This is a genomic window from Paraburkholderia elongata (assembly GCF_013177735.1).
Classification (GTDB): Bacteria; Pseudomonadota; Gammaproteobacteria; order Burkholderiales; family Burkholderiaceae; genus Paraburkholderia; species Paraburkholderia elongata.
Window position 1 is genome coordinate 1 of record NZ_WOEZ01000071.1, and the last position, 24940, is coordinate 24940.

28 protein-coding genes and 4 tRNA genes are annotated in these 24940 nt (G+C 61.0%); 12 read left to right on the forward strand and 20 right to left on the reverse strand.

Annotated features, from left to right (window positions below; genetic code table 11):
- Window positions 1-88 precede the first annotated feature (88 nt).
- The 3 genes from GNZ13_RS14250 to GNZ13_RS53460 form a co-directional block, all read right to left on the reverse strand.
- A complete protein-coding gene (locus GNZ13_RS14250) occupies window positions 89-1336 on the reverse strand; it encodes a hypothetical protein (RefSeq protein ID WP_172165211.1) in 1248 nt (415 codons plus the stop codon).
- A gap of 10 nt (window positions 1337-1346) precedes the next feature.
- Window positions 1347-3248, reverse strand: coding sequence for a hypothetical protein (locus GNZ13_RS14255; RefSeq protein WP_172165214.1), 1902 nt, complete (start codon window positions 3246-3248; stop codon window positions 1347-1349).
- Between the two features lie 122 nt (window positions 3249-3370).
- Entirely contained in the window at window positions 3371-3496 is a 126-nt protein-coding gene (locus GNZ13_RS53460; RefSeq protein ID WP_268959155.1) for a hypothetical protein, read from the reverse strand.
- Window positions 3497-3658: 162 nt separating this feature from the next.
- Between GNZ13_RS53460 and GNZ13_RS14260 the strand changes: the two genes are divergently transcribed.
- Entirely contained in the window at window positions 3659-3901 is a 243-nt protein-coding gene (locus GNZ13_RS14260; RefSeq protein ID WP_172165217.1) for a hypothetical protein, read from the forward strand.
- Window positions 3902-4141: 240 nt separating this feature from the next.
- On the opposite strand, the gene GNZ13_RS14265 is transcribed toward GNZ13_RS14260, so the two are convergent.
- The 5 genes from GNZ13_RS14265 to rph form a co-directional block, all read right to left on the reverse strand.
- The gene (locus GNZ13_RS14265; protein WP_172165220.1) at window positions 4142-4543 is read right to left on the reverse strand and encodes a hypothetical protein; all 402 of its coding nucleotides are present in this window, start codon (window positions 4541-4543) and stop codon (window positions 4142-4144) included.
- 144 nt (window positions 4544-4687) lie between these two features.
- Window positions 4688-4777, reverse strand: a tRNA-Ser gene (locus GNZ13_RS14270).
- Window positions 4778-4832: 55 nt separating this feature from the next.
- Complete coding sequence (gene hemW / locus GNZ13_RS14275; RefSeq protein ID WP_172165223.1) at window positions 4833-6062, reverse strand: radical SAM family heme chaperone HemW; 1230 nt, start codon at window positions 6060-6062, stop codon at window positions 4833-4835.
- On the reverse strand, window positions 6059-6706 hold the full coding sequence (rdgB, locus tag GNZ13_RS14280; protein WP_172165226.1) for an RdgB/HAM1 family non-canonical purine NTP pyrophosphatase: 648 nt from the start codon (window positions 6704-6706) through the stop codon (window positions 6059-6061). Before rdgB ends, hemW begins: the two co-directional genes overlap by 4 nt.
- Complete coding sequence (gene rph / locus GNZ13_RS14285; RefSeq protein ID WP_172165229.1) at window positions 6699-7439, reverse strand: ribonuclease PH; 741 nt, start codon at window positions 7437-7439, stop codon at window positions 6699-6701. The genes rdgB and rph overlap by 8 nt, the downstream gene beginning before the upstream one ends.
- Before the next feature lie 269 nt (window positions 7440-7708).
- On the opposite strand from rph, the gene GNZ13_RS14290 reads away from it, so the two are divergent.
- The 5 genes from GNZ13_RS14290 to GNZ13_RS14310 all read left to right on the forward strand — a co-directional run bounded on the left by GNZ13_RS14290 (window position 7709) and on the right by GNZ13_RS14310 (window position 12679).
- The gene (locus tag GNZ13_RS14290; protein WP_172165232.1) at window positions 7709-8632 is read left to right on the forward strand and encodes a YicC/YloC family endoribonuclease; all 924 of its coding nucleotides are present in this window, start codon (window positions 7709-7711) and stop codon (window positions 8630-8632) included.
- Between the two features lie 18 nt (window positions 8633-8650).
- On the forward strand, window positions 8651-9331 hold the full coding sequence (gene gmk, locus GNZ13_RS14295; protein WP_172165235.1) for a guanylate kinase: 681 nt from the start codon (window positions 8651-8653) through the stop codon (window positions 9329-9331).
- 60 nt (window positions 9332-9391) lie between these two features.
- Complete coding sequence (gene rpoZ, locus GNZ13_RS14300; RefSeq protein WP_006025620.1) at window positions 9392-9595, forward strand: DNA-directed RNA polymerase subunit omega; 204 nt, start codon at window positions 9392-9394, stop codon at window positions 9593-9595.
- 108 nt (window positions 9596-9703) lie between these two features.
- Entirely contained in the window at window positions 9704-12061 is a 2358-nt protein-coding gene (locus GNZ13_RS14305; protein WP_172165238.1) for a RelA/SpoT family protein, read from the forward strand.
- A gap of 129 nt (window positions 12062-12190) precedes the next feature.
- Window positions 12191-12679, forward strand: coding sequence for a phage protein NinX family protein (locus tag GNZ13_RS14310; protein WP_172165241.1), 489 nt, complete (start codon window positions 12191-12193; stop codon window positions 12677-12679).
- Window positions 12680-12791: 112 nt separating this feature from the next.
- Here GNZ13_RS14310 and GNZ13_RS14315 read toward each other — a convergent pair.
- Window positions 12792-12868: transfer RNA gene (locus tag GNZ13_RS14315), tRNA-Arg, on the reverse strand.
- Window positions 12869-12957: 89 nt separating this feature from the next.
- A tRNA-Arg gene (locus tag GNZ13_RS14320) sits at window positions 12958-13034 on the reverse strand.
- A 120-nt stretch (window positions 13035-13154) separates the two neighbouring features.
- Here GNZ13_RS14320 and greB point away from each other — a divergent pair.
- Window positions 13155-13724, forward strand: a complete 570-nt coding sequence (greB, locus tag GNZ13_RS14325) for a transcription elongation factor GreB (protein WP_172165244.1) — start codon at window positions 13155-13157, stop codon at window positions 13722-13724.
- Window positions 13725-13769: 45 nt separating this feature from the next.
- Here greB and GNZ13_RS53465 read toward each other — a convergent pair whose 3' ends face one another.
- From GNZ13_RS53465 to GNZ13_RS14340, 3 genes are all read right to left on the reverse strand, one after another.
- Window positions 13770-14084, reverse strand: a complete 315-nt coding sequence (locus GNZ13_RS53465) for a transposase (RefSeq protein ID WP_268959156.1) — start codon at window positions 14082-14084, stop codon at window positions 13770-13772.
- 73 nt (window positions 14085-14157) lie between these two features.
- Window positions 14158-15288 carry a porin gene (locus GNZ13_RS14335; protein WP_172165250.1) on the reverse strand — a complete coding sequence of 377 codons (1131 nt, stop codon included), beginning with the start codon at window positions 15286-15288 and terminating at the stop codon, window positions 14158-14160.
- A gap of 532 nt (window positions 15289-15820) precedes the next feature.
- Window positions 15821-16066: a hypothetical protein gene (locus GNZ13_RS14340; protein WP_172165253.1), complete on the reverse strand. Its 246-nt coding sequence runs from the start codon at window positions 16064-16066 to the stop codon at window positions 15821-15823.
- A gap of 441 nt (window positions 16067-16507) precedes the next feature.
- Between GNZ13_RS14340 and GNZ13_RS14345 the strand changes: the two genes are divergently transcribed.
- Together GNZ13_RS14345 and GNZ13_RS14350 are read left to right on the forward strand one after the other, a co-directional pair.
- Window positions 16508-16711 (forward strand): cold-shock protein, encoded by a 204-nt coding sequence (locus tag GNZ13_RS14345; protein WP_172165256.1) that lies wholly within the window; start codon window positions 16508-16510, stop codon window positions 16709-16711.
- Window positions 16712-17079: 368 nt separating this feature from the next.
- Window positions 17080-18234, forward strand: coding sequence for an exonuclease domain-containing protein (locus GNZ13_RS14350; protein ID WP_172165259.1), 1155 nt, complete (start codon window positions 17080-17082; stop codon window positions 18232-18234).
- Between the two features lie 179 nt (window positions 18235-18413).
- On the opposite strand, the gene GNZ13_RS14355 is transcribed toward GNZ13_RS14350, so the two are convergent.
- From GNZ13_RS14355 to GNZ13_RS14365, 3 genes are all read right to left on the reverse strand, one after another.
- On the reverse strand, window positions 18414-19010 hold the full coding sequence (locus GNZ13_RS14355) for a chorismate mutase (protein ID WP_172165262.1): 597 nt from the start codon (window positions 19008-19010) through the stop codon (window positions 18414-18416).
- Between the two features lie 286 nt (window positions 19011-19296).
- Window positions 19297-19446 (reverse strand): hypothetical protein, encoded by a 150-nt coding sequence (locus GNZ13_RS14360; RefSeq protein WP_028200145.1) that lies wholly within the window; start codon window positions 19444-19446, stop codon window positions 19297-19299.
- Between the two features lie 511 nt (window positions 19447-19957).
- On the reverse strand, window positions 19958-21073 hold the full coding sequence (locus GNZ13_RS14365; RefSeq protein WP_172165265.1) for an aldo/keto reductase: 1116 nt from the start codon (window positions 21071-21073) through the stop codon (window positions 19958-19960).
- Between the two features lie 129 nt (window positions 21074-21202).
- Between GNZ13_RS14365 and GNZ13_RS14370 the strand changes: the two genes are divergently transcribed.
- The 3 genes from GNZ13_RS14370 to GNZ13_RS14380 all read left to right on the forward strand — a co-directional run bounded on the left by GNZ13_RS14370 (window position 21203) and on the right by GNZ13_RS14380 (window position 22755).
- The gene (locus GNZ13_RS14370; protein WP_172165268.1) at window positions 21203-22114 is read left to right on the forward strand and encodes a LysR family transcriptional regulator; all 912 of its coding nucleotides are present in this window, start codon (window positions 21203-21205) and stop codon (window positions 22112-22114) included.
- A 226-nt stretch (window positions 22115-22340) separates the two neighbouring features.
- A complete protein-coding gene (locus tag GNZ13_RS14375; RefSeq protein WP_172165271.1) occupies window positions 22341-22541 on the forward strand; it encodes a hypothetical protein in 201 nt (66 codons plus the stop codon).
- A 19-nt stretch (window positions 22542-22560) separates the two neighbouring features.
- On the forward strand, window positions 22561-22755 hold the full coding sequence (locus GNZ13_RS14380) for a hypothetical protein (RefSeq protein WP_172165274.1): 195 nt from the start codon (window positions 22561-22563) through the stop codon (window positions 22753-22755).
- 6 nt (window positions 22756-22761) lie between these two features.
- Here the strand turns inward: GNZ13_RS14380 and GNZ13_RS14385 are convergent.
- The 4 genes from GNZ13_RS14385 to GNZ13_RS14400 all read right to left on the reverse strand — a co-directional run bounded on the left by GNZ13_RS14385 (window position 22762) and on the right by GNZ13_RS14400 (window position 24785).
- Window positions 22762-22837, reverse strand: a tRNA-Thr gene (locus GNZ13_RS14385).
- 55 nt (window positions 22838-22892) lie between these two features.
- A complete protein-coding gene (locus GNZ13_RS14390) occupies window positions 22893-23909 on the reverse strand; it encodes a class 1 fructose-bisphosphatase (RefSeq protein WP_172165277.1) in 1017 nt (338 codons plus the stop codon).
- Between the two features lie 122 nt (window positions 23910-24031).
- A complete protein-coding gene (locus tag GNZ13_RS14395; protein WP_172165308.1) occupies window positions 24032-24487 on the reverse strand; it encodes a HigA family addiction module antitoxin in 456 nt (151 codons plus the stop codon).
- A 16-nt stretch (window positions 24488-24503) separates the two neighbouring features.
- Window positions 24504-24785 carry a type II toxin-antitoxin system RelE/ParE family toxin gene (locus tag GNZ13_RS14400; protein WP_172165280.1) on the reverse strand — a complete coding sequence of 94 codons (282 nt, stop codon included), beginning with the start codon at window positions 24783-24785 and terminating at the stop codon, window positions 24504-24506.
- Window positions 24786-24940: the final 155 nt, after the last annotated feature.

Here is a 24940-nt window from a genome sequence, read left to right on the forward strand (position 1 = left end):
CGTCTGATCCGTGCGCATGATGCTCTCTCCTTTGAACAGGGACTCGACACGCTGATTTTACGTATCAGTTCGTGGACGACCGGCCTGCCTACATAGGATCTATGCGCACGACGGGATGGGCTGCCTCGTCGCCGGGCGTCCAGGGCGTGGGAAAGGGTGGCACCGGGCGCGTGATCATGCCCGGTAGGCCGTGGTCGTCGGCGATCGGCAATTCGACCACCGAGTGGATCTCGTCGAGCGTGTAGATGTGGTTCACTCTCGCCATGAACTCGAGCGCGGGGTCGTCTTCCTGGAGAACGACGCCGTCGGCGAGCAGGCGCTCGCGCTGGTCGTTACGGAGGTCCGCCGCGTCGCTCGGCGGCTGGCCCGGGACGGGATAGTCGCAGTACATCGTCGGCAGGTCGCGCACGTTGGCCGAGCGCGATGGATGGCGGATCTCGAAGCCCGTCGAGCCGCCAAGGCAGGCGGCGAGCACCGACGCAACGCCCGCGGCGGACTCGGCGGACAGCGCGGCGCACTTGATGCTCGCTTGCACGAGGTAAGCCGCCGGCATGGCGAAGCGGTCGAAGGTGCGCGAAAGCGAGGCGGCGTCGGCGAAGCCCGAGTTCGCCAGCGAGCCTAGCGCCGGGGCGAGCATGCGCCGCCACCCGGCCGCGAGCAGTCGCGACTCGTCCAGCTCCTCCTCCTGCAGCGGGCGCAGTCCGATGGAGATGATCGCCGGCCGATTCGCCAGCATCTGTTCAAACAGGACGCGCATCTCGGCACGCCACCCGTTCAAGCTGCCGAGGAACGGCAGGCACAACCGCTTCTCGTCGAACTGTTGCGGACCCTCCTCAATGTCTGGGAACGCCCGCTTGAGGCGCGCGCTGGCAATTCCGCCTAGGGGCGAGCCCGGCACAATGCGCAGCGAGTCGAACGCGTGGCTCGTGGTACCACGTGGATCGGGTGGCACGTATGGCAGATCCATGATCTGAGCCGTCCGAATCACGCGGGCCACGTGCACCGGCGCGCGGATGCCGCCGTTATAGGCCTTCAGGTCGTTCGAGAGCCGCCAGCCGTAGTCGGCGGGCAGCAGCCGTGCCACCAGCTTAGTTGACGGCCCCTCGGGTTCGCCGGCATCGAGGTCATCGCCGTGCAGCCCAACGAAGCTGTTGATTGCGCCGTCGGCCGAGGCCGCGAACCGGATCTCAAGCGTTGCGCGGTGCCGGATGCAGTGGTCGGTGATCATCGCTGTGAGGAAGGCTCGTTGCGAGACCAGGTTGCCGCCCAGTGCCGCCTTCTCGTCCTCGCCATAGCGGGGCGTGGCCCCGACCTGAAACAACGTTAGCAGCTGCATATCGGGCGGCTCAGAAGCGCCGGCGGTTCGGGCGTGGCAGGCTGCCGCCGTCTGGCGGCGGCAGCGGCGCCGGGCTGGGCGCGAGGGGCTTGGGCAACTGGTTGCCCCAGGCTTCTAGAAACTTTCGCTGTGGCGAGCTCAGCATGGGGCTAGCCATTAGCGTCTGCACGAAAACGTCGACCTCCTTCTGCGAACCCTCCACTTTGGCCTCGGCTTCCTTCTTATCGGTCGCGATCTTGGCCTGCACCGCTCGGGCCTCCTGACGCAACGCCGAAAGCGTGTCGAGCCCGCTGGTTTGTGCCCCGGCGGTGAAGTTGAAAAGGCCGATAACGTCGCGAATCGCCTTGCGCTGCTCGTCGTCCAGAGTGCTTAGCAGCGCGTCGATTCCCTTTATGAAACTCGCCTGTACGCGCGCGGGCAAATCTGTTGCGACGGTCCTGAGCCTGTTCTCTAGAACCAACAGTTGAGCTGCATCTTTGCCAATGCGCTCAATGATCTGCATGGCCAGTGCCTCCTTCTGGCGCAGGGAGTTGATGAACGCCGGTGTGCGGAACAACACGTTGGTCTCCTCCAAGCGATCCGCGGTGTGTACCAGATCGAGCTTGTGGTAGTCCGCCTGCCAACTCGCGCTCATCTCGGCCAAGCGGTCGCCGCCTTGGCCCAGCCCGCCTTCACCCAGGATATCGGCAGTGAGTTCTCGCAAGGCAAGGGCCACCGCGGACTTCATCTGTGGTGCGAGCGCCCCCGGCAGGAACACGTGGTCCTTGAGGTAGGTGAAGGTCTGCTCATTGATGCGCAGGTTCGGTGGGAGCTTGGCCGTCGACGGCTGGGCATAGGGCGTTACCGCGACCTGCACCAAATCCTGCGAGTCGCTGATGATCGTCGGCGCGACGGCTGTACCCCCTGCATCGAGGATGGACTTCGACACCTCATGCAGATCCCATATCGTGAAGCCGGTCTGATTCAGGTCGATGGGCTGGCTTTCGTCCAGCGGCAGCGGCTGGCTGACCACGTATTGGGGCTCCCCCAGCGTCTTCGTCACGAGGAGGATCGGTTGGCCCTGGGGATGAACGTGAAGGATCGCCCGGCGATAGGACGTCTGGATCAGCGGTCGGTGTTCGAATGGTCGACCACCTGTCCCGCCGTCGACGGCGGGATCCCATCGCAGGAGCAGGTTGAGACTCTCTTCGTCGATTTCGAAGGCCAAGAACAGCGTGACGCAGACGACGCTCAGGAAGGCGAGCATCGACCAGTTCGCGAACCGCGTGCCGGCCGCCTCATTGCCGACGCCGAAGGTCTGGATCAGCGGCGGGCTGGTCAAGCAGACAAAGGTCAGGATAAGTGCGGCTAAACCGATACCGCCAGCCACCGTGAAGCGCTGTAGACGCATCGTGCTCGCAACCCCTACCGCCAGCACGCCGACACCCATCCCCAGCAGCACGGCGAGCAGCAGGCCAACGGGTGTTGAGCCAGTCAAGTCAGCGATGCCGTGCGTCAACATTGCTGCCACATAGACCAAGCAGACAAGCCCCCAGCCCAACGCGGCGGCGGAGGCGGGCGTCATCGGGCGGCTCGACAGCCGGGACGCTCGCGTCACCGTTTCCCAGAGGCGACGCCGATACAGGGAGAACCAGCGGCTGTTCCGCATCGCCGACATGCCCACCCACAACAGGGTGGAGTCAAGCAGGACGGCAATCCAGCTGGCGGCGGCGACCGGCGAGACGGCGACCCAGGACAGGAGCCCTGAGGCGAGGAAGCCGGTCGGCCCGCGCCCTAGATGCGACAGCGAGAGCAGGTCCCACAAAACTACGGTGACTGCGGCCAGTCCCAAGGCGTCGCGCCCTGAACTGCTGCTCGGCTGGTGTTCGGCCAATACATCGGACAGATTCGACCGCGTGACTACTAATTGCATGTCGTCAACCCCTTGACTGAAGCAGCTTGCCTGGCCACGGTCGACCGACCCCATAACACAGTTAAGCATAGAACTTGGGGTGTTGTAGCTATTTTTCCCATCGCCTCAGGCTGGTCGCACAGTCACTTAACAAGCGAAGCTCGGACACGTCGTTCGGCTGGCCATCGTTCTTCCGCCTCGATCGGAACATCACGCCCGAAATCTTTCTCGACATCCGCTTCTTTATCACCCGCAGTGATTTCCAACATTCGGGTCTCGGCGACACTTAACGACCCAAACTGCATAGGGCAAGCTCTCCTAGAGCAAATGGTCAAGATTTCTCATCTTCTGACGTTTGCGAATTTGACGATTTCGTATTCATCGGGAAATCCTCTGGCGTTTCATATAGATTGTTATCATCTGATAGCCAGATGACCGGCTCTGACCATTGGCCGAATGCAGCTAACGATGGTCTGAATGATGCGCTCGGCCGGAACACCGGAATGAAGCGTGAGATGAGCCGTCGGCGTGTCGAGGGTTTGACGCTTGCGCTTGCAAGCGCGATAGCACACGGCGAACCTGTGTGGCGGTCTCTGCGCTGCATGCAGCGCATGCTGCGCGAAGATCGCCAGCAGCGCGAACTGCCGTTCAACGAGCACGCCCCGCCGTTCTGACCGTCTGCAGCCGTAGCACAGGGGCCCGCGCGGCCCCTTTGTTATTGAATGTTTCGTTCAACCTTGCGTCGTCGTGTACTGTCGCTTTTACATCGGCGCTCACATTCGCCGCCAGCGGCGCGAACTATGGCAGCCGGCGTTTGATGCATGCGCTGCCCGCATACGTCTCGTGAGTGTCGCACCACCGAATGAACGCCTTAAACAGGCCAAACGCATGACCGGCGTTCGTCGGTCCTCGGGCTATTTCACCCTCCAGCCAGGCGGCCATGCTCTTTGCTGTAATTTCGGACATCCTGCATTGCATGAGCGGAGCGGGCCCCGCACCTTTTCTTTACCGCCTCGTTTGGCGATGCCGCCGCCCGGTGACGAAAGGTTGATATGGTCGGTGATGTATCTCTCCGACCGAGGCTTTTTCGTTTTCGGCGAAATCTTCGTGCGAAGATGCTCGAGATAGTGTGCCCATGCTTCGCCGACCGTCACATCCTGACGGTGCTTGGCAGCCTGCCGAGCCTCGTGCGCTGCCTTCTGCTCGGCCTCGTGTTCCCGCGGATCGATGCCGCCGTCGATGAGCGTCTGGAGGCTACGTGCTCGCTCCTGCGCCTGATAGATCGTCGCAGTCCATCTGGGCTGCGGCGCAACCATAGCCGCCACACTCGTCACAGTGCTTGGACCAATGCACTGCAATTTGGTCCAAGCCAAGCTAGACGCCGATGGCATGCCAGATGGCATGCCGAAAACTAAAAATCCCCGTAAGTCGTTGAATTTACGGGGATTTTTTGATGTATGTGGCGGAGGCGGTGAGATTCGAACTCACGGAAGGATCACTCCTTCGCCGGTTTTCAAGACCGGTGCCTTAAACCGCTCGGCCACGCCTCCAAGCCCTAAATTGTAACCTGAAAAATCTTCGTTGCGGCGCTCGGCGGGGCTGCAATCACTGCGGATCTTTCAGAAACAGCGCTTGCAGATCGTTCAGGAAGGCTTGGCCAAGCGGTGTCGGCGCGATCTTTTCGTGGTCGCGCGTAATCAGCTTGCGTCGTTCCGCCTCCTGCAAAGCCGGTTCGATCGAGGTCATCGACATCCCCGTGCGCTCGATAAAGCGATGCACTGGAAACCCTTCCACCAGCCGCAGCGCGTTCAACATGAACTCGAACGGCAGATCGCGCGGCCCGACCTCATTCTCTTCTTGCACTGCCGTGCCGGCCAATGCCTGCTCGATGAAGGTGGTCGGGTGCTTGTAGCGCACCTGACGCAGTACGCGGTTCGGAAACGACAGCTTGGTATGCGCGCCCGCGCCGATGCCGAGATAGTCGCCGAAGCGCCAGTAATTCAGATTGTGCTTGCTCTGCCGATGCGGCTGCGCATACGCGGACACCTCGTAGCGTTCGTAACCTGCGGCCGTCGTGCGTTCGTGAATCCAGTCCTGCATGTCGGCGGACGCATCGTCGTCGGGGAGCGCAGGCGGGAATTTCGCAAACAGCGTGTTCGGTTCCAGCGTCAGGTGATACAGCGACAAATGCGGCGGCGCGAACGACAACGCCGTCTCCACATCTGCCTGACACTCCGCGAGCGTCTGCTGCGGCAGCGCGAACATCAGATCGAGGTTGAAGTTGTCGAAGGTGCTTGCGGCTACTTCGACCGCGTGGCGTGCCTGCGTCGCGTCGTGAATCCGGCCGAGCGCCTTCAGATGCGCTTCATTGAAACTCTGGATGCCCACCGACAGACGATTCACGCCGCTCGCGCGAAACTGCGCGAACTTGGCGGCTTCGAAGGTACCAGGGTTGGCTTCGAGCGTGATTTCCGCGTCGGCGTCGAGCGGCAGCAGTGCGCGCACGTCGGACAGCATGCGGTCGAGGCCGGCCGCCGACAGCAAGCTGGGCGTGCCGCCGCCGATGAACACGGTATGCACCTGGCGCCCCCACACGAGCGGCAGCGCCATCTCGAGATCGGCGCGCAGCGCGTCAAGATACTCGGTCTCCGGAAATGTGTCGCCTTTCCATTCGTGCGAGTTGAAATCGCAGTACGGGCATTTGCGCACGCACCAGGGAAAGTGCACGTACAACGCCAACGGCGGCAACGACGTCAGGCGAATGCTGCCGGGCGACGTGAACGCCTTGATGACGCCGTTGCCGATATCGGCAGGCGCCGGTTTGATCGGAATCACGCTTCCTCCGTCAAACGCGCGAGCAGGTGGCGCAATGCAATCGCGCGATGGCTGCTGGCGTTCTTCACCGCCGGTTCGAGTTCCGCAGCGCTCGCATTCAGAGACGGCAGGAAGAAGTACGGGTCATAGCCGAAACCATTCGCGCCGCGTGGCGCATCCAGCATTTCGCCGTGCCAGCGGCCTTCGGCGATCAGCGGTTCGGGATCGTCCGCATGACGCACGAGCGCCAGCACGCAGTAGTAATACGCGCGGCGATCGGTTTCGCCCGCCAAGGCCGAAACGAGCTGCGCGTTGTTCGCCGCATCGCTCTTTTCACCGCCTGACAGCTGCGCGTAGCGCGCCGAATAAACGCCGGGCGCACCACGCAGCGCGCGCACGCACAAGCCGGAATCGTCGGCGAGCGCGGGCAGGCCGGTTAGCTTCGCCGCGTGACGTGCCTTGGTCAGCGCGTTTTCGACGAAAGTCGGATGCGGCTCTTCCGCCTCCGGCACGTTCAGCTCGCCTTGCGGAATCAGGTCGATGCCGGCCGCACCGAGCAGCGCCGCGAACTCGCGCAGCTTGCCCGCGTTGTTCGACGCCAGCACGACTTTCTTCAACGGCGAGTCAGACGCAACAGCGCCGTTGTCTTGACGAACCTCACTCACTCTTTTGCTCCAACGCTTCTTTCTGCTTCGCGATCAGGGTGTTGATGCCGTCGCTTGCCAGATCGAGCAGCGAACTCATTTCATCGCGCGAGAAAGGCACGCCCTCGGCCGTGCCCTGAATTTCGACGAAGCCGCCCGCGCCCGTCATCACCACGTTCATGTCGGTGTCGCATTGCGAATCTTCATCGTAATCGAGATCCAGCACTGGCAGACCGTCGTACACGCCGACCGAAATCGCCGCTACGTAATCCGTGATCGGCGAGCTTTCGATGCGCCCCGTAGCCAGCAATTTGGCCACCGCGTCGTGGGCGGCCACGAACGCGCCGGTGATGCCGGCCGTGCGCGTGCCGCCGTCGGCCTGGATCACGTCGCAATCGATATGCAGCGTGCGTGCGCCGAGCTTCTCGAGATCGAACACCGAGCGCAGTGCGCGGCCGATCAGACGCTGGATTTCTTGCGTGCGGCCAGTCTGCTTGCCGCGCGCGGCTTCACGGTCGCTGCGGGTATGCGTGGCGCGCGGCAGCATGCCGTATTCGGCGGTCAGCCAGCCTTGGCCACGGTCGCGCAGGAACGACGGCACGCTCTCGGCGATGCTTGCCGTGCAGATGACCTTGGTGTCGCCGAATTCGACCAGCACCGAGCCCTCCGCATGCTTCGTGTAGTGGCGCGTGATGCGCACGTCGCGCAGCTGATTGGCCTGGCGGCCGCTGGGGCGTTGGGTGTTGTCGGTCATGTTGGGATCGGTCTGGAAGAAAAGCAGGAGGGAAAGCGCAATTTTACCGCCGATCGCGCCGGGCGCGGGGCGGCCTGTCCGTCGGACGACTGGCCGCGTGTGCCGGGGCTCTGCGCGAGGTAGTGCTTCGCGCGCGGCCGCCGTCGTGTGACGGGGCCTTGTCGGTAAAAATGGGATAATGCGGATTCTCCGCCTCGCGTCTCGTACACGCCGGGCGATTCGACTCTCCGGCCATCGTCACACGCATGGCCACAATCGCGAGAAATACGATGATCTACAGCATGACTGGCTATGCGAGCGCCACGCGCGAACTCGTCCCGGCCTCAGGCACAGGCGGCGTGAGCGTGTCGGTCGAACTGCGCACCGTAAACTCGCGCTTTCTCGATCTGAACTTCCGGATGCCGGAAGACGTGCGCGTCTGCGAACCGACGCTGCGCGAAATGCTCGTGAACAAGCTCTCGCGCGGCAAGGTCGATATTCGTATCAACCTGCAGCGCAGCGAACAGTCGGCCAACGCCGGTTCGATCAATCGCGATGCACTGACGCAACTCGCGCTGCTCGAGCGCACCGTGCTGTCGACCTTCCCGGAAGCAGGGCGCCTGCGCACTGGAGAAATTCTGCGCTGGCCGGGCGTGCTGGCCGAAACCGGTGTGGCGCCGGAAGTGCTGCGCGATGCGGTGCTCGCATGCGGCAAGCAGGCGATTACCGATCTGATCGACGTGCGTGCCCGCGAAGGGGCGCAACTGGCGACGATGCTGCTCGCCAACGTCACCGAGATGGAAGCGATCGTCACGAAGATCACGCCACTCGTGCCGGAACTGATCGCCAAACATCAACAGAAAATCGTCGAACGTCTGCAGGAAGCGCTCGGCATTGCCGCGCCCGATACGGCGACGACGACGGTCTCGCGTGAAGAAATCAACGAACGGATTCGCCAGGAAGTGACGATGTACGGCATCCGCATCGACATCGCCGAAGAACTGTCGCGCCTCACGGCTCATCTGAACGAAACGCGTCATGTGATCGAGAAGGGCGGCAAGGTCGGCAAGCGCCTCGACTTCATGATGCAGGAGCTGAATCGCGAAGCGAACACGCTCGGCTCGAAGGCGGCTGCGAAGGAGCTGGCCGATTCGTCGATGACCCTGAAGCTGCTCATCGAACAGATGCGCGAGCAAGTACAGAATCTGGAGTAAGGCAGGAGCCTCGAGAACATGACCGACCACACACGCGAAACCAGCGCACCGCGCAACCCTTACGCCGGTGCTTATCCCGGCAACCTGTTTATGGTGGTCGCGCCTTCGGGCGCGGGCAAGTCGACGCTCGTGAACGCGCTGCTCGCCGGCGACAACGCGATTCGTCTATCGATTTCGTACACGACGCGCCCGCCGCGTCCGAAGGAGCAGGACGGCGAGCACTATCACTTCACGGCGGTCGACGATTTCCTCACGCGTCACGCCGCTGGCGAGTTTCTGGAAAGCGCGGAAGTGCACGGCAACTACTACGCGACCTCGCGCTTGTGGATCGAAGAGCAGATGAAAAGCGGGCATGACGTGCTGCTCGAAATCGACTGGCAAGGCGCGCAGCAGGTGAAGAAACAGTTTCACAATGCAGTCGAAATTTTCATCTTGCCGCCGTCTCTCGATGCGCTCGAAGAGCGTTTGAAAAAGCGCGGCCAGGACGAGCCGAACGTGATCACGCGCCGTCTGCTCGCAGCCGGCAGCGAGATGGCGCACGCGGCCGAAGCGGAGTACGTCGTGATCAACGACAACTTCGAGCGTGCGCTCGGCGAACTGCGGTGCCTCGTGGCCGCGACGCGTTCGCGCTTCGCCTCGCAATACGCGCGCCACACGCAGCTTTTCGTGCAGCTCGGAATCCACCTGCCACACGCGTGAGCGCGGCGGTGGTTCGAGCACATAAGGTAGAATAAGCAACATACTGAGAAGGAACCCAACATGGCCCGCATTACCGTCGAAGACTGCCTCAAACAGATCCCGAACCGTTTCGAACTTGCGCTTGCCGCAACCTATCGCGCGCGTCAGCTCGCTCAAGGTCACACGCCGAAGATCGAAAGCCGCGACAAGCCCACGGTCGTCGCACTGCGCGAAATCGCAGCAGGCCAGGTCGGCGTCGAAATGCTGAAGAAGGTGCCGGTTTAAGGCGCACTGTTCCGTTTTCGATTGCCAGCATTTGCCACACCTATTTGCCACACGTAATTGCATCAACCTGCAGACCGGCGTCCAACCCTAACCGCTACGGAGGCGAAAATGAGTGCTACCCCGCCCGCCGCCACGGAAGTGGAACACGACGCCGACTCGCCCTCGTCTGCACGGAAGTACATCGACGCGGTCCTCGAACAATCGTTTCGCCATCTGTTCGGGCCGACCGCCACGCCGGAGCAACCGCGCCGGCATGACGTCGTTTCGATCGCCAAGCTGACATCCGCTCTGTCCGGCTATTTGCAGCCGGAAGAGATCAAGGACGTCAAGGCGGCGTTCCATTTCAGCGACGAAGCCCACCTCGGCCAGTATCGCCAGAGCGGCGAGCCCTACATCACCCATCCTGTCGCCGTCGCGGAAATCTGCGCCGGCTGGAATCTCGACGCCCAGTCGATCATGGCGGCGCTGCTGCATGACGTGATGGAAGACCAGGGGGTGACCAAGGCCGAACTCGCCGAGCGATTCGGCGCGAAGGTCGCGGAACTGGTCGACGGGTTGTCGAAGCTGGACAAGATGGAGTTTCGCAATCGCGAAGAGGCGCAGGCGGAAAACTTCCGCAAGATGCTGCTCGCGATGGCGCGCGACGTCCGCGTGATTCTGGTGAAGCTCGCCGACCGGTTGCACAACATGCGCACACTGGGTGCGGTGCCGCATGAAAAGCGCCGCCGCGTGGCGCGCGAGACGCTGGACATCTACGCGCCGATCGCGCACCGGCTTGGCCTGAACAATACCTATCGCGAGCTGCAGGACCTGAGCTTCGCGAACTTCAACCCGCATCGCTACGCCACGCTCGAAAAAGCCGTCAAGGCCGCGCGCGGCAACCGGCGTGAAGTGGTCGGCAAGATTCTGGAGTCGGTGCAGCGCGCGATTGCTGACGCGAAGCTCGACGCCGAAGTCACCGGCCGCGAGAAAACCATCTTCAGTATCTATAAGAAGATGCGCGACAAGCAGTTGTCGTTCTCGCAGGTGCTCGACGTGTACGGCTTCCGCGTGGTGGTCGAAAGTGCGCTCGAGTGCTACACCTGCATCGGCGCGCTGCATGCGCTCTACAAGCCGGTGCCGGGCAAGTTCAAGGATTACATCGCGATCCCAAAGGTGAACGGCTATCAATCGCTGCACACCACGCTCGTCGGCCCGTTCGGCGCACCGATCGAGTTCCAGGTGCGCACGCGCAAGATGCACGAGATTGCAGAAGCGGGCGTCGCTGCGCACTGGTTGTACAAGAACGGCGGCGCGGATCTGAACGATGTGCAGAAACGCGCGCACCAGTGGCTCAAGTCGCTGCTCGACATTCAGAGCGAAGCGGGCGATTCGAGCGAATTCCTGGAACACGTCAAAATCGATCTGTTCCCGGACGCGGTCTACGTGTTCACGCCGAAGTCGAAGATCATGGCGCTGCCGCGCGGCGCCACCGCGCTCGACTTCGCGTATTCGATCCACAGCGACTTGGGCAACCAGTGCGTCGCAGTCAAGATCAATAACGAACTGCTGCCGCTGCGCACCGAGCTGAAGAGCGGCGACATTGTTGAAGTGATTACGGCGCCGTATTCGAAGCCGAATCCGGCCTGGCTCGGTTTCGTGCGCACCGGCAAGGCGCGTTCGGCGATCCGCCATTATCTGAAGACGATGCGGTTGAACGAGTCTGTCCAGCTCGGCGAGCGTCTCGTCGACCAGGCGCTGAAGGGTTATGGGCTGGCGTTGTCGGACGTGACGCCGGAAGCGTGGGAAAAGCTCGTGCAGTGGACGGGCAACAAGAACCGTCAGGAAATCTTCGCAGATATCGGTCTCGGTCGGCGTGTCGCCGCGGTCATGGCCAAGCGTATCGAAGTGCTGATGAGTGGCCGCGACGCCGACGACGACGGCTCGCGTTCCGACGGCACAGGGCCGCATGCGCCGCCGGTCGTCATCACCGGCACTGAAGGCATGTCGGTGCAGTTGTCCGCGTGCTGCCGTCCGATTCCGGGCGACGACATCATGGGCTACATCGGCATCGGCCTCGGCATGGCAATTCACACCACGGATTGCCGTGTCGCGCAGCGTATCCACCGGCGAGATCCGGGCCGCTGGATCGACGTGGCATGGGCGCCGCAGCCGGGTCGTCTGTTCGACGTCGCGGTGAAGGTGCTGGTCAAGAACACCAAGGGCGTGTTCGCCCGCGTGGCTGCCGACATCACCTCGGCGGATGCGAACATCGTCCACATCGCGATGGACGAAGACCTCTCGCAGGAATCCACGGTGCTGCGCTTCGTGATCCAGGTTAGCGATCGCGTCCATCTCGCCAACGTCATGCGCCGCGTGCGTACGAATCCGGACGTGATGCGCATTGCACGCGAGCGGCCGAGCGAGGAGGGGCATCACCGTCACGACGGTGGGATGCGGATCGACCGCGAGCGGGCGGATTACTGATCTGACGGCTGGCTGAGTCTGCTCGACGACGTGGACGTCTGGTCGCCTCGGGCCGCTACATGCGGCCTTCGTCGAATCTGAACGCACTCGCCACCAGCAAGTCTCACCTGTTCTTCAGGGAGTGCGTTTATGAACGTAGCTGACCTCACCGGCGTGGCGCTCGATTATTGGGTCGCCCGCAGCCTGCACGACTTCGTGCGCGAAATCTACTTTACCGACAGCGGCGAAACCGTCTCCATCCGCGGCAATGACCGTGGCCGCCCGTGGGACGGCCGTTTTACGCCGTCCACGTCATGGGAAGCGGCAGCCGCGGTGCTCGAGCGCGCACAACGGCTGGAGGTGCGTGAGCGGACGTACCGTGGCGCGGCACATTGCATCGCGGAATTCGAAGGTGGCCGTCGAACAGTGGAAGGGCGGGGAAACTCGTTGCGGGTCGCGCTGCTGCGGGCGTTCGTCGAAAGTCGCTTCGGCGATAGCGTGGACGATGTGTTGCAGCAGGCGCAGGCGGTCACTGGCGAGCGTGCGCAGCCGATCGGCGAGGAATCGGTGGGAAGTTCATTCGAAGATATGCCGAATCCCGACGGGCAGATCGGTGATATTCAGTCGGAGCCGCGATAAGTGTCGTGACGCCGCCGCGGCATTCAAGCCTGGTGGGCGCGTAAGCGCTGAAGCACCAGCAAAACGGTGACGCAAAAACAAAGGGCCTTCCGATCGGAAGGCCCTTTATAGGTGGTGCGGCTGGCAGGATTCGAACCCACGACCCCTTGGTTCGTAGCCAAGTACTCTATCCAACTGAGCTACAGCCGCACGCTAAACAGGTGACGCTAATTTCAACGAAACTGCGATGAAACCGGAGTAAAACATAGGGCCTCCCCGGAGGGAGGCCCTCGAATAAGTGGTGCGGCTGGCAGGATTCGAACCCACGACCCCTTGGTTCGTAGCCAAGTACTCTATCCAACTGAGCTACAGCCGCACGCAGAAACGAGATTATAGCAAAGGTTTTGAAAAAGGGAAGCATGTAATTGCGATTTGTCTCATTGCGCTGATCGTGTACCCTTGATAGGCAGTCGCTTGCTGCAGTTAATGGACCATCATGAACAAGGCCTTTGTCAAAGAGTCGAGTGAAGAGAATGACGACGACCTCGACGTCGCCCAGCCCGAAATCCCCCCGGGTACGAAAAACTACATCACGCCCGCCGGTCACCGGCGTATGCGCGATGAACTGCTGCATCTGATCGATGTCGAGCGGCCGGAGGTGGTCAGACTGGTGTCGTGGGCGGCCTCGAACGGCGACCGCTCGGAAAACGGCGATTACATCTATGGCAAACGCCGTCTGCGAGAAATCGATCGTCGGATCCGCTTTCTGACCAAGCGCCTCGACATCGCCGAAGTGGTCGACAGCAGCAAACAGGAAAACGTCGATCAGGTTTTCTTCGGTGCGACCGTCGAGTACGCGACGGAAGACGGCGAGGTGCATACCCTGACGATTGTCGGCGTCGATGAGGTCGATCTGGATGTCGGCCATGTGAGTTGGATCTCGCCGATCGCGCGGGCGCTGCTCAAGGCGAAAATCGGCGATACGGTGACGTTGTACACCCCGGCTGGCCCGCAGCCGATCGACATACTGGACGTCAAGTATCCGCTGCCTGATACCGGCGGCTAGGCCAACGCATTAGCGTGTCGGATGAGGCGGGCGAGGCTGCCCGGTTCAGGCTGTTTCGACGCAATCGCCGGCACTCGGATCGAAACAATCGCGCGCGGCGGCGTCGGCCAGCAGGGCGTGGACCTGACCCAGCGTGCCGTTGCGCTTCCATTGCAGGTATCTCGCGTAGCAGGTCTGTTGCGGCGGAAAGTGTGCGGGGAGGTACATCCAGCGTTCGCCGGTGCGTTCGATCCACAGGATCGCATCCATTACGGCGCGCGAATCGGTGGCCGGCCGGCCGCTGATCTGTGTTCGGGAACAAGTGTTCGATTCGCTCCCATTCGGCGTCTGACAGCCGGTCCATCTCGTTCTCCTCTGCAAAGCGTGCTTACGGTGCGGAATAAAAAAGGCGCCGCGAACGGCGCCTTCGATACTGCGGGTGCTGCGAGCTGCTTTAGAAGCGGTGACGCAGACCTGCGGTCACAGCGACCTGGCTGTTCGTCGACGACGCAGCGCCCAAGCCGTTGATGTTCGCATCCACGCCCGAACCTTCGTTTACGCGCTGATACACACCCTGCAGGTACACATCCGTGCGCTTCGACAGCGCGTAGTCCGTTTGCAGGTTGAACTGGTTGTAGTTCGGACGCACACCGTTCAGGCTTGCGCGCGTGTAGGTGTACGAACCCGCCACGCTCACTGCCGGCGTGAGGGCATAGCGGCCATTCACTTCGAAGTTCTGGAAGTGAGCGCTGTTGCTCGGCAGGGAGACGGCGGCTGCGGTACCCGCTGCAGCTGTGCTGATGCTGGTCAGGCCGCTCAGGTTGGTTTGCGTGTACAGGAGGCCAGCCGTTGCCGGGCCGAACGTGTAGTTCGCGCCCACCCCCCAGGTTTGCTGACGCTTTGCTCCGAACGTGAAGTCGTCCGACACTGCGCCGTTACTGTTCGCCGTGCCGCTGCCGTTCAGCTGCATAAACGCTGCTGCGACGTTCAGGCCGCCCCAGTTATACGTTCCACCAACGCTGTATGCGCGGTTGTTCGCAAAGCTGCCAGCCTGGTTCGAGAAGCCGTACATCGCGCCGCCCTTGAAGCCGCCGTAGTTCGCGCTGGTGTACTTGACCGAGTTGTTGACGCGGAACGAGTTGTTCAGGTTGTCGTTATCGAACGGGTGGGCGAACTGCGTGCCGCCATATTGCGTGCCCGTCAGGGACAGCGGGCCGACGAAGTCCACCATGCTGTCATATTGACGGCCGAGGGTCACAGCGCCGAACTGGTCGCTTGCCAGACCCACGAATGCCTGACGGCCGAACTCACGGCCCTTTTGGCCCAGCGTGCCGTTGGCGATGCTGAAGCCATTTTCCAACGTGAAGATGGCCTTGAGACCGCCGCCCAGATCTTCAGAGCCGCGCAGGCCCCAACGGCTGCCGTTGACGGAACCGCTCGTTTCTTGCCAGTTGCTGTGGCCGTGCTGGTTATTCGTATAGGTGATGCCGGCGTCGATCAAGCCATACAGCGTGACGCTGCTTTGGGCATGTGCCGCCGTTGCAAAAACGCCCGTGAGGGCCGCGACCATGAGGGTCTTTTTCATCTTGTAACTCCGAGAGCGAGAGTGGGTTTTGAACCCAGGCTTAAGGAGACCTTCACGCGGGCGCTGCGAGAGGCGAAATCCGCATGAGAAGCGCGCTGTACTCCTGGCGCGCCGGTTTCCGATTACGCAGAGTGTAGAGAGACGCTCGCAAAGCGGACGTTCCGATTTTCGCAATAAAGTATTACTGGATGTGAAACGATAAGCGAATGCCGTTTAAGCCTTGCTGATAAAGGCTTGCAGCGTTATTGAGGGGGAGTGGGAAGCGAGCCAGCGCGAATCGCGTTGCTCATTTGCGACAGTAACCGATGCAAAAAAACAACGCGATAAGTCGTAAAAAACGATTGTTGTCGCTATAGCAATAGATGGTTGTCGATTATGTGAATAATCGATATCGTCCAAGCCGCTATACTGAAATCCCTGCTTTCCGAAGCAGACTTTTTCGTTGACGAAAAAGATCTCCAAACCTTTGTCGGCGCGACTTCCCAGTCGCGCTTTTTTTTTCGCCCGCCGGTTGCGGATTCGCGGACGTCAGTCAGTGCGCCGGTGCAGCGCTGTCTACGTCGCTCCAGTCGGCCACCGGGATGCTCCAGTCTTCCATGACATAGTGGCGCGCGTCCATGGGGGACGACAGCAGGTTTTGCCAGTGGTCCCCGTGCCACATAGGATCAAATTCGAAGGCCGAAGGGGACGCGGCGGTCGGACCGGATTGAGCGGGAACCGTCTTTATCTGCGATTGCGTGAGCCAGATGACGAGGCGGCGGAATTCATTGAACAGCATGGCGATCTCCTGACGCGCATTACTTCTCACTACTGATTTCCATCATGCTGCCATGAGTGCAGCGCAACAACTCGGACAAACACTTACTAAAAAAATATCTTGTTACATATTCTTGCCACTATGCAGAAGTTTTTCCCGATACCGGCCGTATCTGGCATTGAGTAAGTAATATTGACGTGAAGGGTTGTTCAGTTTTCGTCGAATATGCTGTCGTGATTTTTGATTCATCTGACATTGGGTTATCGTGCCGCGTACCAAGGACATATGAAAAATTTACTTGACGTTGATTCTTCGTTCCTCGTATAACGGCAATGCTGAATTTCAATTGTCAGATCTGGGAGAGCAGGGCCTTCAGAAATGCTCGATCGCAGATGAAATGGCCATGAAATGCAGCTTGAGGGCAATGCCCGATTTTGATAAATCATCGAGGAAAACTGGAATATGGAAACTGGTATCGTCAAATGGTTCAACGATGCTAAGGGCTTTGGCTTCATTACATCGGATTCGGGTGGCGAAGACCTGTTCGCGCACTTTTCGGAGATCCGCTCTGAAGGCTTCAAGTCGCTGAAGGAAAGCCAGCGCGTTTCCTTCGAGGTCAAGACTGGCCCGAAGGGCAAGCAAGCGGCGAACATCCAGCCGCTGTAAGTCACCCTGTGCTGCTCCGCGTGTGTCGCCGGGTAGCCTGATCGCCAAAAAACGCCTTCGCGAGACGCGAAGGCTTTTTTTATGGCCGTTCATGCTTATCGGAGTTGTTGAGGTTGAGATTGAGGTTATTAACTATCTGGTTCGAATTAAATATGGGGAAGACGCGGAAGGTAAAATGGCGTTTTTGGATTTTCAAACCGGCGTCATGAAAATATAATAATTCGCAGCTTTATAGATGGTTCGTGGATCGCGCAGAAATGCAGTCGTTGCACCGCACGACGTCAAAGGCAAAGCAATGCTGGTTGGGTGCGAGACGGCTAACTGGTGCATACTTGCCGCAAAGCCACGCGTCCAAAGTATCCCTTTCCATGTCTGAACAGTTTTTTCCAGCACCGGCCCTGGATGTGCCGATCGTCTTCGTCGACCTTGAAACCACCGGCGGCTCGACCAGCGAGCATCGCATCACCGAAGTCGGGGTGGTTGAAATCGGACCGGCCGGCGTGTCGCGCTGGAGCAGTCTGGTCGACCCTCAGCAACCGATTCCTTCATTCATTCAGCAGCTCACCGGCATCACGAACGCGATGGTGCGGGGGCAGCCGACGTTCGATGATATCGCTCCGGCCTTGTTCGAGCGCCTGAACGGCAAACTGTTCGTGGCGCACAACGCCAGTTTCGATCGCGGTTTTTTGCGCGGGGAGTTTCGCCGGGCTGGGTTCGCGTTCGATCCAGATGTGTTGTGCACCGTGCGCCTGTCGCGCGCCTTGTTTCCGGCGGAAAAGCGTCATGGGCTCGACGCGTTGGTGGAGCGTCATAGACTCGTCCCGTCCGATCGTCACCGCGCGCTCGCCGACGCCGATCTGATCTGGCAGTTCTGGCAGCGTCTGCACGACGGTCTCGTGCCGCAGGACGTTTTGCAGGCGCAGATCGAGCGAACCACCCGGCGCTACCGGCTTGCCGGCGACATTACCGAAGATCTGCTCGACACTGCGCCGGCCGGATGCGGTGTCTACGCCTTCTACGGAGAAGGCGATCTGCCGCTGTATGTTGGGCGAAGCGTACGTGTGCGTCAGCGGCTGCGTTCACATTTGACTGGTGAGCGGCGCTCGTCGAAGGATATGCGGCTCGCGCAGCAAGTGCGGCGTGTCGAGTGGCGCGCGACTGGCGGCGAGTTGGGCGCCATGCTCGCGGAGGCGCAGTTGATCGCGACGCTGCGCCCCGGCCATAACCGGATGCCGCGCGTCACGAAGAGTGATCCGGTGGATGCGCCCTGGCCGTTCGAAGGTCCGGTCGTATTTGAGGAGCGTGAAGAAACGTCGCACGCACGCGCTTTTCATGTTGTCGACCGGTGGCGTTACCTCGGGCATGCACCTTCGCTCGCGCAGGCGGCGGCGCTGCATGCGTCGAGCGCAGCTGGCCCGTTCGAGCTGTCGACCTATCGTCTTCTGCAGAGCCATCTTGCGCGCGGTTTGCGTGTGGTGCCGTTGAGCGTCTCGAGCGGCACGGCCGTGCCGAGTCTGGCTTAACACTGTTGTTACGCAGCGACCCGCTGCTCAGGGCGGGCTCAATCCACACTTGAGCCACACCTGAGAGCGGCGAACCAACGGGGGTTCCAAGCCCCCGTTTCGACCGCGCAGACCGCGCAGACCGCGCAGACCGCACAGATCGCACAGATCGCTCAGATCGCTCAGATCGCACAGACCGATTAGCCGGTCGCCCCGACTCCACCCGCTTCGCACACGTGGCCGAGAGCGCGTGTCAACGCGCTCGACCGGGTCGAGTCGTAGCGCGTCAGCGATTTCCAGTTAGCAAGCGATTGCGCCACGCGCGACGGACAATCCTGCGCCGCGCGTAGCGGTTGCACGCGCGCGAGCCCGGCCACGAGTGACTGCGTCAGCTGGTCCAACTGCGGCCTCGTGCTGGTGGCCAGGTCCGGCGCAGGGCCTTCGGGCGGGCGCGTGCTGTACCAGTTGGCAAACAGCGCGTTTTGCACGTCCTTGCTGGCGTCGATCTGATCCTGGAAGAAGGCGCGCGCAAACGCCGGATCGACGTTCGCGGCGACAGCGCGCTTTTCGACATCGACGAGCAACGCGTTCTCGCGCGGCGTATCCGTAATCGCCTGATGGTTCGCCCACTTCCAACGCGCAACGGGTTCCGCGAGCGCGAGGCGCTGTGAAACCAGTGCGATCAGATTGGTCAGCGCGGTGTCGTCGCCGTCCGCAACGGCGGGAGTTGGCGCGAGAGCAAGCGCGCTGAGTAATACGAGCGCGCATGACGCTCCAAAGCGATACGAGCGTTTCATGGAAGGCGGGAGTGGCCGGTCGGCCGCAGAAGAAAAACCAGAAGAATAGACGATGCGCGAATCAAGCGGGTGCGCCGATCGATCGAAAAACAATCGACCGGGATATTTAAAGACGTCCGTCAGAGACGTGCGCTATCACTGCGCCGGGCCACATGAGCCAGGCGCCGTAATCAAGCAGGCGTAACCCGTGCCGCGAAAGCGGCAAAAGACAATCGTAGGGGCGCGCGCAAATCTTCGCCGCGCGCCGAACGCGCGGACGCTGATGCTGCATCGCGCCACTGCACAATTACTTCGAGTCGCACGACTTGCGTTGTTCGTCGAAAAATGCGCGAACGTGCTCAGGCAGTTCGGCACCCAGAAACTCGACGCCAGCGGGTTCCGGATCCGGGCTAAAAACTTTATCCGGGGTCGGAATCTTCGGTGGTTTGGCATCCATGATCTTTCTCCTTTACAAACCGATTATCTGCCTCGGTCCCCGTTTTGCACCAGTGTCTGATGCGGCTCACATGTTGTGTGTTGCTTTAACGGTACAGGCCAACATCGGAACGGAATGTTTGAATAGAATTTATCGGTTGACTGCGCATGGTTGAATTTGCCGCTGCCAATCAAAAAAAGTCCGATATCTCCGCCGTTCCATTTCCAGCCTTGCCCCGCGCGCTTTTCGCGCATTATCTCTGCTGCGTCACAGCATCGCCTGTTCATATCAGTTGATATGAACAAATCACAGCGATTTTTGTGCACTGCCGCATTGGCGGGATTTTCTCTGCGTTAGGCCGAACGTTCGTTAATTACCAATTGGTTCAGTGCGTTCACATTCAGCCCCCCAATTTTTGTAAACGAACGATTGCGCGACTTCGTTGACGAGCAGGAATACTTTTCGAGTTATTTTTCGCAAATAAAAAGGCGCCGCGTTCTGGACGAAGCGCGGCGCTTGCAGTGGACGATTTTTACGCCTTCGGCGCCGGAATTTTCACGGGTGCGGAGTAGGCCGCGGGTTTGTCGGCGACTTCGACCTGTCCGTGAATCCTCGCCTGATGACCGTCAGCAAACATGTAGTACGGGAACGGACGGGCAGGTTCCGAGACTGCGTCGAGCCGTGCGATTAATTCTGGCGCGAGCGTGAAATCGAGCGAGCCGAGCGACTCCTGCAACTGCTCTGGCCGGGTCGCGCCGACAATGATGCTCGATACGCCGCGCTTCTGATGCAGCCAGTTCAGCGCGACTTGCGGCATCGGCCGTCCCGCCAGATTCGCAACGGCCTCCAGTTCCGCAACGATCCGAAAGTTACGCTCGGTCAGCTTGTCGAATCCCGGCGGCGGCGCGCTGGCCACACTCGCAAGGCGCCCGTCGCCGGAAACAGGGTTCGCCGCTCCGCCTTGCGAAGGACGGTATTTGCCCGACAGCACCCCCATACCCAGCGGACTCCACGGCACGAGCCCCATGCCGAGATTGGCGGCGAGATCGGCAAACTCGTTTTCGGCGTTGCGCTCGATCATCGAGTATTCGAGCTGCATCGCCGCGACCGGTTCGAAGCCGCGCCAGTCGGCGAGCGTCTGCGCGCGCCCGGCGAACCATGCGGGCGTATCCGACAGGCCGACGTAGCGGATCTTGCCCGCGCGCACCGCGTCGTCCATCGCGCGCATCACTTCGTCGACCGGCGTGACGCGATCCCACGTGTGCAGGTAGTACAGGTCGATGTAGTCGGTGCCCAGACGCTTGAGCGAGCCGTCGAGCGCACGCAGCAGATTCTTGCGATGGTTGCCGCCCGCGTTCGGATTGCCGGTCTCGGCGTTATAGCCGTACTTGGTGGCGATCACGAGCCGGTCGCGCAGCCCGCGCGCCGTGACGAATTTACCAAGCCATTTTTCGCTGGTGCCTTCGGTGTACAGGTCGGCGGTATCGATGAAGTTGCCGCCGGCATCAACGTACAGGTCGAACAGACGTTGCGCCGATTGTTCGTCGGAGCCCCAGCCCCATTCGGTGCCGAAAGTCATCGTGCCGAGTGCGATCGGGCTCACGCGAAGGCCCGAGCGGCCGAGCAAGTTGTAGCGGTCCATCGTCATATCAGTCTCCTTGAGCGGTCAGGCGGGAAGAATTGAATCGATGGCGCTATCTTGCGCCGATTTTTTTACTTGGAAAAATGCCGCCTATCTGCAAGGATTATGAAGTCTGACTTAATAATAGGGATTGCGATGGATCCAGCCCAGTTGCCGGCGTTGATGGCGTTCGCGTGCGTGGCGCGCCACGGCAGCTTCACTCGCGCGGCCGCTGAATCCGGTGTGACAGCGTCGGCGTTGTCGCAAAGCATTCGCGCGCTCGAGACGCAGCTGAATGTGCGCCTGTTCAACCGGACCACGCGGCGTGTCGCCCTGACGGAAGCTGGTGCACAGTTTCTCGCGCGCGTGGTGCCTGCGCTGGGTGAGCTGGAGGCGGCCTTCGAGGCGCTCGATGAAACTCGCGACCAGCCCGCCGGCACGCTGCGCATCAATTTGCCGAGGGTCGCGAGCGAATTGCTGGTGCTGCCGCATCTGGCCGAGTTCACGCGCCGCTATCCGCAGATCCGTCTCGACCTGACGCTCGACGATGGTTTCGCCGACGTGGTCGGCGAAGGCTTCGACGCGGGCATCCGGCTCGGCGAACGGGTCGCGCAGGACATGGTGGCGGTGCCGTTAGGTGGGGAGATCCGCATTGTCGTAGCTGGCTCGCCGGCCTACTTCGAGCGCTACCCGGCGCCGGTGACGCCTGCTGATCTCGCCGCTCACGATTGCCTGCGCTACCGCTTCTCGACCAGCGGCGGTATTTATCGATGGGAGTTCGCGCCACCCGACGATGCGTCGCGCGTTTTCGAAGTCGAGACACGCGGGAGTCTCGTCACCAACGATCTGCGCACGATGGTGCGGGCGGCGGAGCAGGGTGTGGGTCTCCTTCATGTGATCGACGATTACGTGAACGAACAACTCGAAGACGGCCGCCTGGTGCGTGTGCTGGATGCATGGTGTCCGAGCTTTCCGGGTTTTTATCTATACACGGCGAGCCGCGCACAGATGCCGTTCAAGTTGCGCGCTCTGATCGACTTCCTGAGGGAGAAGCGCGGAGTCCGGTAGAGCTTGCGCGCAGCTTCGGCTTCAGCTCCGGGCCGCGAGCCGTTGCTTCAGATAGGTTGCCGTGCAGCTGTCGCTCGTGCGCGTAACTTCAGCTGACATGCCACTCGCCACGATCGTGCCGCCGTCTATCATTGAAGCTGCTATTTGCGACGTACGGTGCGGTGGCTAACGGACGCGTCGAGTCTGGCGCGGAAGATGGCTGTCTTCGCCTTTCGGAGAGTTCACCATGGAAAACGCTGTCTACTGGAAAGGACGTCAGGTCGGTATCGAGTGCGCCGGCAGGATATTGTGGTTTTCGTCGGCGCCGCTGGAAGCGGCCGCGGCGTATCGCACAGAGCGGGCTGAAAACGTGATCGTTGAAGATGCGGTGGTGGCTCGCAATCTCGGCATGACCGCGCGATGCGATCGATTGGATTTTGGCGGGTGAACCGGAGCCATCGTGGTCAATGTCGGCAGTCGATGTTGAAGTGACGGTTGCGTTGACCGAGGTGAAGGCGAAGCTGAATCTCCAAGGATTGCGGAAAGCAGGCGCAGGGGAAAAGCGGAAGCCGGAGAAGGAAGCAGAAAGCAGGCAGCAGAAAGCAAAAAGCAAAAAGCAAAAAGCAAAAAGCCCAGTCACGAGGACTGGGCTTTTTGCTTGAATCTTGTGGTGCCGGAAAGAGGAATCGAACCCCCGACCTTCGCATTACGAATGCGCTGCTCTACCGTCTGAGCTATTCCGGCATCAGGAGAAACGAGATTATAGGGACTTCTTCAGGAACTTGGCAAGCCCCTGCAGTCACTTTTTTGTTTCGAGATGGTAGCGGGTGACGCGGTCGACTTCGTTCTTCGAACCGAGGAACACCGCCACACGCTCATGCAAGGCTTTCGGCTGGATGTCCAGAATACGCTTCTCGCCATTGGTCGCGGCGCCGCCCGCCTGTTCGACGATGAACGCCATCGGGTTCGCTTCGTACATCAGGCGCAGCTTGCCCGGCTTGTCCGGCGTGCGCTTGTCGGCCGGATACATGAAGATGCCGCCGCGGTTCAGAATACGGTGCACGTCGGCCACCATCGACGCGATCCAGCGCATGTTGAAGTCGCTCTGGCGCGGACCGTCCTTGCCTGCCTTCAATTCGCCGATGTATTTCTCGACCGGCTCATACCAGTGGCGCTCATTCGACGCGTTGATCGCGTATTCACGCGTTTCAACCGGAATGCGCATATCGCTTTGCGTAAGCACCCACGAACCCAGTTCGCGGTCGAGCGTGAAGCAGTTCACGCCGTTGCCGGTGGTCAGCACCAGCACGGTTTGCGGGCCGTACACCGCATAACCTGCCGCGACCTGCTGCGTGCCGGGTTGCAGGAACGACTGTTCGGTGGGCTGCTGGCCGTCCGGGCAGCGCAGCACCGAGAAGATCGTGCCGATCGACACGTTGACGTCGATGTTCGAGGAGCCGTCGAGCGGATCGAACACCAGCAGGTATTCGCCCTTCGGGTAGTTGGCCGGGATCGGGAAGAACTGCTCCATTTCCTCGGACGCCATGCCCGCCAGGTTGCCGCCCCATTCATTCGCTTCGAGCAGGATTTCGTTCGACAGGATGTCGAGCTTCTTCTGCACTTCGCCCTGGACATTCTCGCTGCCCGCCGTGCCGAGCGCATCGCCCAGCGCGCCCTTGCTGACGTGGTAGCTGATTGCCTTGCACGCGCGCGCGACGACTTCGATCAAAAGGCGCAGGTCGGCAGGCAGGTTATTGGTCTCGCGCTGCTGCTCGATCAGGTACTTCGTGAGAGTGGTACGACGTTGCAAAGCCATTGCTGTACTCCGGGAAGGCTTGAGGAATGTCTCGATTTTACCCGCTCGCTGTGTCGGTTCCGTGCTTTTGAGATGCAAGGATGTGCGTCCGTGTTGCTGAGCGCTGTAAAGGCCCGTGAAATTCAGGCTTTGCGGCGAGCCTTGATGGCCGTGACATGGCCGGCGAGGCGGGTGGCAAGCGCTGCGGCACGGGCGTGTTCGGCTGAGACTTTCGGCATTTTCGGCCGGTTCGCCTTGGGCATCGGCTCGATCTCGCGTTCGATCTGCTCGCCGGCTGCCGCGGTGGCGACGCGCAGGTCGTAGGCGATCTGTAGATTCAGCCAGAACTGCGCGCTCGCTCCAAAGTAGCGTTCGAGCCGCAGCGCGGTGTCAGCCGAGATGGCGCGCTTGCCACGCACGACGTCGTTGATGCGCGGCGCCGGTACGCGTAGCGCAAGTGCGAGCGCATTGACGGACATGCCAAGCGGTTCGAGGAACTCGCAGCGCAGGATCTCCCCGGGGTGAATCTCCGGGATGCTTTCTCCCGTTTCGATGTCGGAGAAATCGATGCTGCCCAGATCGGAGCGTTTGATGACCATGCCGGTCTCCCAATAATCAGTGATAGTCGACAATTTCGACATTCAGCGCCTCCCCGTCGACAAAATAAAAACAGATGCGCCACTGCGCGTTGATGCGAATGCTCCACTGCCCGCTGCGCTGGCCTTGCAAGGCTTCGAGCCGGTTGCCCGGCGGCGCATGCAGGTTGCGGATGGATTCAGCAACGTCGATCATCAACAGCTTGCGGCGTGCGAGCGCCTGCATGTAAAGCGGCAGTGAATGCACGAACTTGCCCTGAAAGATTGCCGCCGTAGCTTTGTCGCCGAATGTCGTGATCATGGGATGATATAACGCATAGCGTTAAACGTAAACCGTTAAATGAATGCGTTTACTTTCACCCCGCCGAGCCGATGCGAACAGCCGTCCAGACGGCTAACGTTGAGGTCCGCACGCCGCCTCATGGCGAAATTCAGGACGAAAAAAAGCCGGCAACG

Coding starts and splice junctions, on each gene's coding strand:
- GNZ13_RS14250 (WP_172165211.1), bottom strand. CDS start 1,336: ATGCAGCTGCTAACGTTGTTTCAGGTCGGGGCCACGCCCCGCTATGGC.
- GNZ13_RS14255 (WP_172165214.1), bottom strand. CDS start 3,248: ATGCAATTAGTAGTCACGCGGTCGAATCTGTCCGATGTATTGGCCGAA.
- GNZ13_RS53460 (WP_268959155.1), bottom strand. CDS start 3,496: ATGTTGGAAATCACTGCGGGTGATAAAGAAGCGGATGTCGAGAAAGAT.
- GNZ13_RS14260 (WP_172165217.1), top strand. CDS start 3,659: ATGACCGGCTCTGACCATTGGCCGAATGCAGCTAACGATGGTCTGAAT.
- GNZ13_RS14265 (WP_172165220.1), bottom strand. CDS start 4,543: ATGGTTGCGCCGCAGCCCAGATGGACTGCGACGATCTATCAGGCGCAG.
- rph (WP_172165229.1), bottom strand. CDS start 7,439: ATGACCGACAACACCCAACGCCCCAGCGGCCGCCAGGCCAATCAGCTG.
- GNZ13_RS14290 (WP_172165232.1), top strand. CDS start 7,709: ATGATCTACAGCATGACTGGCTATGCGAGCGCCACGCGCGAACTCGTC.
- gmk (WP_172165235.1), top strand. CDS start 8,651: ATGACCGACCACACACGCGAAACCAGCGCACCGCGCAACCCTTACGCC.
- rpoZ (WP_006025620.1), top strand. CDS start 9,392: ATGGCCCGCATTACCGTCGAAGACTGCCTCAAACAGATCCCGAACCGT.
- GNZ13_RS14305 (WP_172165238.1), top strand. CDS start 9,704: ATGAGTGCTACCCCGCCCGCCGCCACGGAAGTGGAACACGACGCCGAC.
- GNZ13_RS14310 (WP_172165241.1), top strand. CDS start 12,191: ATGAACGTAGCTGACCTCACCGGCGTGGCGCTCGATTATTGGGTCGCC.
- greB (WP_172165244.1), top strand. CDS start 13,155: ATGAACAAGGCCTTTGTCAAAGAGTCGAGTGAAGAGAATGACGACGAC.
- GNZ13_RS14335 (WP_172165250.1), bottom strand. CDS start 15,288: ATGAAAAAGACCCTCATGGTCGCGGCCCTCACGGGCGTTTTTGCAACG.
- GNZ13_RS14340 (WP_172165253.1), bottom strand. CDS start 16,066: ATGCTGTTCAATGAATTCCGCCGCCTCGTCATCTGGCTCACGCAATCG.
- GNZ13_RS14345 (WP_172165256.1), top strand. CDS start 16,508: ATGGAAACTGGTATCGTCAAATGGTTCAACGATGCTAAGGGCTTTGGC.
- GNZ13_RS14350 (WP_172165259.1), top strand. CDS start 17,080: ATGTCTGAACAGTTTTTTCCAGCACCGGCCCTGGATGTGCCGATCGTC.
- GNZ13_RS14355 (WP_172165262.1), bottom strand. CDS start 19,010: ATGAAACGCTCGTATCGCTTTGGAGCGTCATGCGCGCTCGTATTACTC.
- GNZ13_RS14360 (WP_028200145.1), bottom strand. CDS start 19,446: ATGGATGCCAAACCACCGAAGATTCCGACCCCGGATAAAGTTTTTAGC.
- GNZ13_RS14365 (WP_172165265.1), bottom strand. CDS start 21,073: ATGACGATGGACCGCTACAACTTGCTCGGCCGCTCGGGCCTTCGCGTG.
- GNZ13_RS14370 (WP_172165268.1), top strand. CDS start 21,203: ATGGATCCAGCCCAGTTGCCGGCGTTGATGGCGTTCGCGTGCGTGGCG.
- GNZ13_RS14375 (WP_172165271.1), top strand. CDS start 22,341: ATGGAAAACGCTGTCTACTGGAAAGGACGTCAGGTCGGTATCGAGTGC.
- GNZ13_RS14380 (WP_172165274.1), top strand. CDS start 22,561: ATGTCGGCAGTCGATGTTGAAGTGACGGTTGCGTTGACCGAGGTGAAG.
- GNZ13_RS14390 (WP_172165277.1), bottom strand. CDS start 23,909: ATGGCTTTGCAACGTCGTACCACTCTCACGAAGTACCTGATCGAGCAG.
- GNZ13_RS14395 (WP_172165308.1), bottom strand. CDS start 24,487: ATGGTCATCAAACGCTCCGATCTGGGCAGCATCGATTTCTCCGACATC.
- GNZ13_RS14400 (WP_172165280.1), bottom strand. CDS start 24,785: ATGATCACGACATTCGGCGACAAAGCTACGGCGGCAATCTTTCAGGGC.